Origin of the sequence: Sandarakinorhabdus sp. (assembly GCF_031430775.1) — a bacterium.
Lineage (GTDB): Bacteria > Pseudomonadota > Alphaproteobacteria > Sphingomonadales > Sphingomonadaceae > Sandarakinorhabdus.
In genome coordinates this window covers 1-9430 of record NZ_JANPCD010000036.1, presented here as the reverse complement: position 1 = coordinate 9430, position 9430 = coordinate 1, and the positions used below count along the sequence as shown (strand labels likewise).

Annotated in this window: 11 protein-coding genes; 10 read left to right on the top strand and 1 reads right to left on the bottom strand. The window is 64.5% G+C overall.

The features are described from left to right. From RMQ73_RS02150 to RMQ73_RS02105, 10 genes are all read left to right on the top strand, one after another. A partial coding sequence (locus RMQ73_RS02150) for a uridine monophosphate kinase (protein ID WP_409049819.1) occupies positions 1–411 on the top strand: 411 nt, incomplete at its 5' end. Continuing rightward, positions 404–973 (top strand): ribosome recycling factor, encoded by a 570-nt coding sequence (gene frr, locus RMQ73_RS02145; protein WP_310496335.1) that lies wholly within the window; start codon positions 404–406, stop codon positions 971–973. The genes RMQ73_RS02150 and frr, both read left to right, overlap by 8 nt. Next, on the top strand, positions 970–1719 hold the full coding sequence (locus tag RMQ73_RS02140) for an isoprenyl transferase (protein ID WP_409049818.1): 750 nt from the start codon (positions 970–972) through the stop codon (positions 1717–1719). The genes frr and RMQ73_RS02140 overlap by 4 nt, the downstream gene beginning before the upstream one ends. Continuing rightward, a complete protein-coding gene (locus tag RMQ73_RS02135) occupies positions 1709–2521 on the top strand; it encodes a phosphatidate cytidylyltransferase (RefSeq protein ID WP_310496333.1) in 813 nt (270 codons plus the stop codon). Before RMQ73_RS02140 ends, RMQ73_RS02135 begins: the two co-directional genes overlap by 11 nt. Continuing rightward, a complete protein-coding gene (locus RMQ73_RS02130; protein ID WP_310496332.1) occupies positions 2518–3678 on the top strand; it encodes a 1-deoxy-D-xylulose-5-phosphate reductoisomerase in 1161 nt (386 codons plus the stop codon). Before RMQ73_RS02135 ends, RMQ73_RS02130 begins: the two co-directional genes overlap by 4 nt. Then, positions 3675–4817 (top strand): RIP metalloprotease RseP, encoded by a 1143-nt coding sequence (rseP, locus tag RMQ73_RS02125; RefSeq protein WP_310496331.1) that lies wholly within the window; start codon positions 3675–3677, stop codon positions 4815–4817. Before RMQ73_RS02130 ends, rseP begins: the two co-directional genes overlap by 4 nt. A gap of 174 nt (positions 4818–4991) precedes the next feature. Next, complete coding sequence (bamA, locus tag RMQ73_RS02120) at positions 4992–7541, top strand: outer membrane protein assembly factor BamA (protein WP_310496330.1); 2550 nt, start codon at positions 4992–4994, stop codon at positions 7539–7541. Continuing rightward, a complete protein-coding gene (locus tag RMQ73_RS02115; protein WP_310496329.1) occupies positions 7541–8107 on the top strand; it encodes an OmpH family outer membrane protein in 567 nt (188 codons plus the stop codon). The genes bamA and RMQ73_RS02115 overlap by 1 nt, the downstream gene beginning before the upstream one ends. 29 nt (positions 8108–8136) lie before the next feature. After that, positions 8137–8589: a 3-hydroxyacyl-ACP dehydratase FabZ gene (fabZ, locus tag RMQ73_RS02110; RefSeq protein ID WP_310496328.1), complete on the top strand. Its 453-nt coding sequence runs from the start codon at positions 8137–8139 to the stop codon at positions 8587–8589. A 67-nt stretch (positions 8590–8656) separates the two neighbouring features. Beyond that, positions 8657–9115, top strand: a complete 459-nt coding sequence (locus tag RMQ73_RS02105; RefSeq protein ID WP_310496327.1) for a hypothetical protein — start codon at positions 8657–8659, stop codon at positions 9113–9115. On the opposite strand, the gene RMQ73_RS02100 is transcribed toward RMQ73_RS02105, so the two are convergent. Then, positions 9084–9430 (bottom strand): EamA family transporter (locus RMQ73_RS02100; protein WP_310496326.1); only part of this gene is annotated, 347 nt, incomplete at its 5' end. The two genes, RMQ73_RS02105 and RMQ73_RS02100, sit on opposite strands and share 32 nt — an antisense overlap.

The following is a 9430-nucleotide window of genomic DNA, read 5'->3' as shown; positions in this document are numbered from 1 at the left end:
TCGGTGTGCGAGCCGTACATCCGCCGCCGCGCCGAACGCCACATGGAAAAGGGCAGGGTGGTGATATTCGCCGCCGGCACCGGCAATCCATTCTTCACAACCGATACCGGCGCTGCGCTGCGCGCTGCCGAAATGAACTGCGATGCGCTGTTCAAGGGCACATCCGTTGACGGCGTTTATGATGCCGATCCCAAGATCGTGCCGACCGCCAAGCGGTATGAGCGCGTGAGTTTTTCGCGCGTGCTGGCCGACAATCTCAAGGTCATGGACGCTAGCGCGGTATCGATGTGCCGCGACAACAACATCCCGATCCTGGTATTCAACATCCGCGAAGCCGGCGCCCTGCTGGCCGTGCTTGAAGGCCGGGGCGTATCGACAATGGTGACAACAGAGGAACTGGCGCATGGCTGATTTTGAACCCGGTCCCTGGAAGGCGGATCTGGAACGGCGCACGACCGGCGCCGTGGATGCCCTCAAGCATGATCTGGCCGGGCTGCGTACCGGCCGCGCCAATACCAGCCTGCTCGATCCCGTGCAGGTCGAAGTCTATGGCGCGATGATGCCGCTGTCGCAGGTCGCCACCGTGACCGCGCCTGAATCGCGCATGTTGTCGGTGCAGGTCTGGGACCGCTCCAACGTCACGCCGGTGGAAAAGGCCATTCGCTCGGCGGGGCTGGGCCTCAACCCGATCACCGACGGCCAGACTCTGCGCCTGCCGATTCCCGACATGACAGAGGAACGCCGCAAGGAAATGGCCAAGCTGGCCGGCAGCTATGGCGAAAAGGCCAAGATTGCCGCCCGCAACGTGCGCCGCGACGGCATGGACGTCCTCAAGGCCGCCGAGAAAAAGGGCAAGATCAGCCAGGACGAACAAAAGCGCCTGGAAACCGATGTCCAGAAGATCACCGACAAGGCGATTGCCGATATCGATGCCGCCGCTGCCGCCAAGGAAAAGGAAATCATGGCCCGGTGACCACCGCTGCCGCCCCGATTGCTGTTGCGGGCGTTGCTTCGGGCACGGCGGCTGCGGTGCGCCATCTTGCCATCATCATGGATGGCAATGGCCGCTGGGCAAAATCCCGGCGCCTGCCGCGTCTGGCGGGTCACAAGGCCGGCGTCGAGGCGGTGCGCCGCGTGGTCGAGGCCGCGCCTGGACTGGGCATCGAGGTGCTGACACTTTATGCTTTTTCCAGCGAAAACTGGAAGCGCCCCGCCGAAGAAGTCGCTGATTTGATGGGGCTGCTGCGCCATTATGTGCAGTCCGAAATCGACACGCTGGCCAAAAACGGCGTGCGGCTGGAATTCATCGGCAACTGGCGCGCGCTCAAGCCCGATCTGGTCGCCATGCTCGACGAGGCGCGCCGCCGCACCGCTGGCAACGTCCGGCTGCGCCTGGTCATGGCGCTCAATTACGGTGGTCAGGACGAACTGGCCCGTGCCGCGCGGCAGCTGGCAGAGGCGGCCGTTGCTGGCACGCTCGACCCCGCTGACATCGACGCGGGCCTGCTGGGTGCCCGGCTCGACACCGCCGACATGCCCGCGCCCGACATGGTGCTGCGCACATCCGGCGAAATGCGCCTGTCGAATTTCCTGCTCTGGCAATCCGCCTATGCCGAATTTGTCGTCACAGAAACGCTGTGGCCGGATTTCGACGCCGCAGCACTGGCGTCGGCTCTGGACGAATTTGCAACCCGCGAACGGCGTTTTGGTGGCCGCTGAACCTGCAAATTCCACGCTGCTCAAGCGGATCGGCACGGCACTTGTGCTGTTGCCGCTGGCGATCGGTGCGGTCTGGGTCGGCGGCATCCCCTTTGCCGGGCTTGCCGCTGCCGCAGTCCTGGTCATGTTTACCGAATGGACGGCGATGCACCGGCTGGGCGGGATGATCCGCCGCACCGGCCTCGCCGTGCTGGCCGGCGTCGTCATGCTGACGGCCATCGGGTCGGTCAGCGAGGCGATGCTGCTGCTTGGCGGCGGCACGGCGCTGCTGGGGCTGTTTTCGCGGCGTCTGCTGCCGGGTTCCGGCCGCGCCACCATCGCCGGACTGCTGTATTGCGGGTTGCCGGCCATCGCGCTCATCTGGCTGCGCGGGCAGTTCTGGGGCTTTTACGCGACGCTGTTCGTCATGGCCTGTGTCTGGGGCGCCGATATTCTGGCCTATTTCACCGGCCGCGCGCTGGGCGGTCCCAAGCTGGCCCCGGCGATCAGCCCGAACAAGACCTGGTCCGGCGCCATCGGCGGCCTGGTCGGCGCGGCGCTTGTTGCAGGCGGTGCCGCGCTGCTGTGGCCGGGCTATGCCAATCCGGCCGGGCTGACCCGCCTGGTGCCCTTGGCGCTGGCGCTTGGCGCCGTGTCGATTCTGGGCGATTTGTTCGAAAGCCATTTGAAACGCCGTGCCGGGGTCAAGGATTCGGGCACGTTGCTGCCGGGTCACGGCGGCGTGATGGACCGGCTGGATGGACTGGTGCCGGCAGCGGTGTTGGGGGCGGGCGTGTTTGCAGTGACAGGTTGGGCCGGATGAGCCGCAATTTGACCATCTTGGGCGCCACCGGCTCGGTCGGCAGCCAGGCGCTCGACCTGGTGGCGCGCAGCCCGGAACGCTGGCAGGTCGATGCCCTGACGGCGAACACTGATTCCGTAGGCCTTGCCGCAGCCGCCATCGCCAGCGGCGCGCGCTTCGCAGCCATTGGCGACGCGGCAAAGCTGGCGGACCTGCGCGAACGACTGGCCGGCACCGGCATCGAATCGGGCGGTGGCCCTGCGGCCATCATCGAGGCGGCGGCTCGCCCTGCCGACATCGTGTTGACTGCCATTGTCGGCGCCGCCGGCCTCGCTCCGACCATGGCCGCAATCGAACGCGGCGCCGTCATGGGCATTGCCAACAAGGAAACGCGTGTTTGCGCCGGCCCGGTGGTGACAGCGGCTGCGGCGCGTTCCGGCGCCGTGTTGCTGCCCGTCGATTCCGAACACAACGCCATCTACCAGGTGTTCGACCATGCCCGTCCCGACCGGGTGTCGCGCATCATCCTGACCGCCAGCGGCGGGCCGTTCCGCACGCGCAGCCGCGAGGCCATGCGCGATGTCAGCGTGGCAGACGCCTGCAAACACCCGGTCTGGTCGATGGGCGCCAAGATTTCGGTCGATTCCGCCACGTTGATGAACAAGGGCCTCGAACTCATCGAGGCGCATCAGCTTTTCCCGGTCGGGGTCGATAAACTGGACGTGATCGTCCATCCCCAATCCGTCATCCACTCCATGGTCGAATATATCGACGGCTCGGTGCTGGCCCAATTGGGAACGCCAGACATGCGGATTCCCATTGCCTATGCAATGGCTTGGCCGGAACGTATCGCCACGCCTGCCGCCCGGCTCGACTTTGCTGCCGTGGCAAGGCTCGAATTCGAAGCGCCTGATCTCGACCGCTTTCCTTGCCTGGCGCTGGCCTGGGCCGCCATGCGCGCCGGCGGCTCGGCACCCTGCATTCTCAACGCCGCCAATGAAATCGCCGTGGCGGCGTTCATCGCCGGGCAACTCGGCTTCCTTGATATCGATGCCGTCGTCGCGGCAACGCTGGACAAGGTCGCATCCGGCCCTGTCGGCAGCCTCGATGAAGTGGTTGCCATCGATGCAGCGGCACGCGCCGTGGCATCCGTACAAGTGGAAGGGCGCAGACGATGACCGACTTTCTGCCCCAGCCGGGCCTGATTTTCACGCTGGCCAGCTTCATCGCCATGGTGGCGGTGCTGGTCGTGGTGCATGAAGGCGGGCACTATCTTGCGGGCCGCGCATTCGGTGCGCGTATCGATGCGTTTGCGTTCGGTTTCGGCCGCGAGTTGCTTGGCTGGACGGACCGGCGCGGCACGCGCTGGCGCCTCAATGCCATTCCGCTGGGCGGTTATGTCAAATTCACCGGCGACATGAACGAGGCCAGCCAGGTCGATCCCGAACTGCTGCTGCTGCCCGAAGCCGAGCGCAAGCACCTGTTCGCGTTTTTGCCGTTGTGGCAGCGTGCGATTGTTGTCGCGGCCGGGCCTGCCATCAATTTCCTGTTCGCCATTGCCATATTGGCGGCCTTCAACGTTACCATCGGCCATCCTGCCACCCCGGCAGTGGTTGCCAAGGTCATGCCTGGCAGCGCCGCGGCCGCTGCCGGCCTCAAGGCCGGCGACCGCGTCGTCAGCATCGACGGCACTGCCGTCTATCGCTTCGAGGATGTCGTCAACTCGGTTATCGCCGGCACCGGTGAACCCGTATTGCTGTCCATCGACCGCGCCGGGCGGATGTTGTCGGTGCTGGTCATGCCGCGCATGGTCGAAAGCCGTGACCGCTTCGGCAACACGGCCCGCCACCCCCGGCTCGGCATCGCCCGTCCGGCGCAGGTTGTCGAAGCGGTGGGCGTCGGCGAGGCGCTGCGGCTGGCCACCCGCGATACCTGGGAACTGACGCTGACCATCGGTCGCACTGTCCGCCAGGTGGTGATGGGCGAACGCTCGCTCGCGGAAATGGGTGGGCCAGTGCGCACCGCGCAAATCGCCGGTCAGCAGGCATCGCTGGGGCTTTTGTCGGCAATTGCCTTCATGGCGTTCTTTTCGATCAACCTGGGTTTCATCAATCTGCTACCCATCCCGATGCTGGACGGCGGCCATCTTCTGCTCTACGGCATCGAGGCCATCAGGCGGCAGCCCATGGCAGAGCGTGTTCAGAATTGGGCATTCATGTCGGGTTTCGCTGCCTTGATGTCCCTGATGGCCGTGCTGACATGGCATGATTTTGGTGCGGTCGGGCTGTGGGATACCATGGCTGGCTGGCTGGGTTGAATGATCGCCGGGGCTGGCAAGAACGGGCAGGGCAATGGGTTACAGGCTAATGGCTTGCAGGGCATTGACCAGCATGGTGTTGGGGGGGCGCGAGTTGGCAAAGGTGATAGACGCGTGAGTTCAGTTTCGGGCGGCATGGCGCCAATGGCGACCCGCCTTTTGCCTTTCTTGCTGATGACCAGCATGTTGGCCGGCCCCGCGCTGGGCCAGCAGCGTCCGCGCAGGCCCGATGCCGCTCCCGAGCGTCCTTCGGCCGAAGCGGAATCGCGCGCATCCGAAGCGGCCAACGCCACGGCCTTGCCGGCGACCACCGCCAATCTGGGCATCGTGCGATCGGTTGTCGTGCGCGGTACCGAGCGATTGGAGCCCGAAACCGTCCGGTCGTACCTCAACCTGTCCATCGGTGATCGTTATGACCGTGATGGACTGGACGCCGCGCTCAAGGCGTTGTTCGCGTCCGAACTGTTTGCCGATGCCACGATCCGCGACGATGCCGGCGCCCTGACCGTCGAGGTCAAGGAAAACCCGGTCATCAACCGCATCATCATCGAAGGTGCCAAGCGCATCAAGGAAGACAAGATCCGCGAGGAAATCCGCCTCGCGCCGCGCCAGATTTTCACCCGCTCCAAGGCGCGCGCCGATCTGGGCCGTATCCTGGAACTGTACCGCCGCGGCGGGCGCTTTGCGGCGGCCGTCGAGCCCAAGATTGTCCAGCTCGAACAGAACCGTGTCGATGTGGTGTTCGAGATCAGCGAAGGCGACAAATCCAAGATTCGCCAGATCAATATCCTGGGCAATGAAAAATATTCCGAAGGCGATATCCGCAAGCAGATGGCGTCGAAACAGTCGCGCACCTGGCGGTTCTTCACCTCCAACGATACTTATGATCCCGATCGCCTGGCCTATGACCAGCAAAAGCTGCGCCAATATTACCTGACGCAGGGCTATGCGGATTTCCGTGTTGTCTCGTCGGTGGCCGAACTGACGCCGGACAAGAAGGACTTCATCGTCACTTATGTGATCGAGGAAGGCGCCCGCTACAAATTCGGCAAGGTCGATCTCGAAAGCCAGATTCGCGACATCAAACCGGCCGAATTCCGGCCTTTGATCCGCATCAAGACCGGCGACTGGTACAATGCCCAGCTCATCGAAAACACCGTCGAGGGGCTGAGCGAAACCGCCGGCCTGCTGGGCTATGCCTTTGCCGATGTTCGCCCGCAATTCGAGCGTGACAAGGAAAAGCTCGAAATGAACGTCACCTTCCAGATCGGGGAGGTGCCGCGCGTTTATGTCGAACGGGTGCAGATCAACGGCAACACCATCACCCATGACAAGGTGATCCGCCGCGAATTTCGCCTCACCGAAGGCGATGCCTTCAACTCGATCAAGGTCAAGCGCACCAAGGACCGCCTGCTCGGCCTCGGCTATTTCCAGGACAAGCTCGACATCGAGCAAAAGCCCGGCTCGACGCCTGACAAGATCATCCTTGAAACCAACGTGCAGGAACGCCCCACCGGCGAACTTCAGGTTTCGGCGGGCTTCTCCAGTCTGGAACGCTTCATCCTGTCGCTGTCGGTGCGGCAGCGCAATTTCCGTGGCCGCGGCCAGGAACTGCGCGCCTCGGCCAACATCAGCAGTTTCAGCCGCTCGATCGAAGCCGGTTTCACCGAGCCGTATCTGGGCGGCCGCAACCTCGCGCTGGGCTTTGATGTGTTCCGCCGCGATTTCCGCTCGTTCCGTTTCACCGGCAACAATTCGCGGGACACGACCTATACGCAGGTCTCGACCGGCTTCCAGGTCCGCACCGGCTTTTCGATCACCGAATTCTGGGCGGCGTCGCTGCGCTATGGTCTCAGCCGCGAGGAAATCGGCCTCGATCAGGCGACATTCTTCACCAACGGCGTTTGCGATCCGCTCAAGGCCGGGCGGTTCCTGTGCGAACAGCTTGGCAACCGCACGGTTTCGACCATCGGCTATTCGATCATCTTCAACAGCCTGAACAATGTCCGCTTGCCTTCGCAGGGCCAGCGTTTCACCTTCAGCCAGGATCTGGCCGGCGTGCCTATTGGGATCAAGTTCCTGACCACGCGCGCCAACTACGATTATTTCACGCCGCTGTTTGGCACCGGCTTCGTGCTCAACGTCGGCGGCGAGGCAGGCTATGCCACCGGCTATGGCGGGCAGGACGTCATCCTTGCCAACCGCTTCTTCCTCGGCCAGCCGCAGTTCCGTGGTTTCAACATTCGCGGCGTCGGTCCGCGCGTGCTGCGCCGCTCGTTGGATTCTGCCGGCGTGCCCATCGCGGACCGTCGCCAGGCATTGGACGATTCGCTCGGTGGCCGCGCCTATTACCTCGGCCGCGTCGAAGTGCGTATCCCGATCGGTTCCGCCGGCGCCGAACTGGGCCTGCGTCCGTCGATATTTGCCGATGTCGGCGCGCTGTGGAGCTTGAGGGCGCCAAACCTCACCTGCCAGAACGCCCCGACGCGTCCGGCGCCGATCGTGGCGGGCCAGACCACGCCGTGCCTCGCAACCGACGGCGTATCATCTGGTTTTGTCGAGGAATTCCTCGGCAACACGCCGCGTCCCCGTGTCACCGTGGGGATCGGCGTCAACTGGAACTCGCCGTTCGGGCCGTTCCGCTTTGACCTCGCCAAAGCACTTCTCACCCAGCCGGGCGACGATCCGCAACTTTTCCAATTCAACGTAGGGACTGCATTCTGATGAAAAAGATCATGATTTCCCTGGCCCTTGCCAGTGCTGCCATTTCCGCTCCGGTCGCCGCCCAGGCGCTGCCGCCGGCCGTTGTCGTCATCGTCGACATGGACAACGTCTTTGCCAATTCTGCCGCCGGCAAGCTGGCGCAGGCCGAACTCAAGACCCGCCTCGACGGCATCCAGGCACGCCTCGCCCAGTTGCGCACCAGCTTTGGCGCCGAAGAACAGACGCTCGGCCAGACGCGCCCGACCGCCGCCGGCCCGGCAGCAACTGCCTGGGAAGCCAAGGTCAAGGATTTCACCACCCGCAAGACCCAGGCCGAAACCGAACTGCAACAGCGTGACCAGGCCTTTCAGGCCAGCCGCCAGTTCGTGCTCAAGCAGCTCAACGACGGTGCGCAGCCGATCATCACGCAGATCATGAAGGAACGCGGCGCGTCTATCGCGTTGGCCGAAGGCGCCACGCTCCAGCACAGCGCCAGCATCGACGTGACCGCCGATGTCATCGCCCGCCTCGACAAGGCTGTGCCGCGCGTCAGCAGCACGGCACCGGCCGCCGCTCCCACCAAGTGAGCGACGCGCCGCAAGGCAGCCAACCGGCAATGACCGCCAGCACAGCTGATGTGCTGGCGGTCATTGCGCTGCTGCCGCATCGTTTCCCGATGCTGCTCGTGGACCGGGTGATCGACATCGTGCCCGGCAAATCCGCCACGGGCATCAAGGCCGTCACCATCAACGAGCCGTTTTTTGCCGGGCACTTCCCCGGCAGGCCGATCATGCCCGGCGTGCTGATCGTCGAGGCGTTGGCCCAGACAGCCGGCGTGCTGGCGATCCACAGCGCCGGCGGTGCCGGATCGGGCAAGCTCGTCTATTTCATGGCCATTGAAAACGCGCGTTTTCGTGTCCCCGTCGAGCCGGGCTGCCTGATGGAACTGAAGGTCGAGGTCGTGCAGGACCGGGGCCGCATCGCCAAATTCGCCGGCCGCGCCGAAGTGAACGGCAAGCTGGTAGCCGAGGCGAACTTCACCGCCATGATTGCCGATCCACCAACCTGAATACACAGGCCGCCATTGGCAAACCTTCGGCCCGATCCTATATCCGTGGCCGAAAGGGTCTTGCTCGATGATCACCATATTGGCGCTGGTTGGCATCCTCTCAGCCGCACAATTCGCCGAAGTCGCCCAGGCCAATGGCGCGCGCGCCGCCGTGCAGCAACTGGTCGAAGGCGGCGACTGGCCGCGTGTCATTCGCGGCATCGGCAATGGCGCGCCGGACTGGATCGGTCTGGCGCCCGAACTGGCGCGCGGTTCCGATCCTGTCGCTGCCCATGATCTCGGCGTGGCTCTGGCCCGCGGGCTGCCGCGTGCACCCGAAGCCGTGCTGGCCGTCGCCGATTTGCGGCGCGGCCAGGCCATTGGCGTGCAGATCGTCTGCAGCGCCCCCTTTGCCGGACAGGACCCTGCTGCCCGTGCCCGCTACCTTGCCGAGGCCCGCGCGGCTGTCGATGCGCTTGGCGAACTTGCTGGCGGCAAGGCGCGTCAGGTCTGCCTCAAGGAATTGTCGCTTGCTGCGGGTCAATAGGCGACGCTTTGCCGCGTGACGCCCACAGGCACGCCGCCGCAATGATCGCGGCACCCGCAAATGTCGCCGGCGCCACCGGCTCGGCGAAAATGAACCAGCCCAGCAGCGCCGCCCAAGGCAAAGCGGTGAATTCCATGACTGCGGCTGCTTGCGCCTCGATATGGGCATAGCTGCGCGCCAGCAACTGCACCCCGGCATTGCCGACAACACCCAGCGCGAGGAACCACGGCAAGTCGGCTAGCGCTGGTAACGGCGCGCCGATCATCACCGGGCTGAGGATGATTGCCGGAATCACGGCACTGATCAGCGTCACCA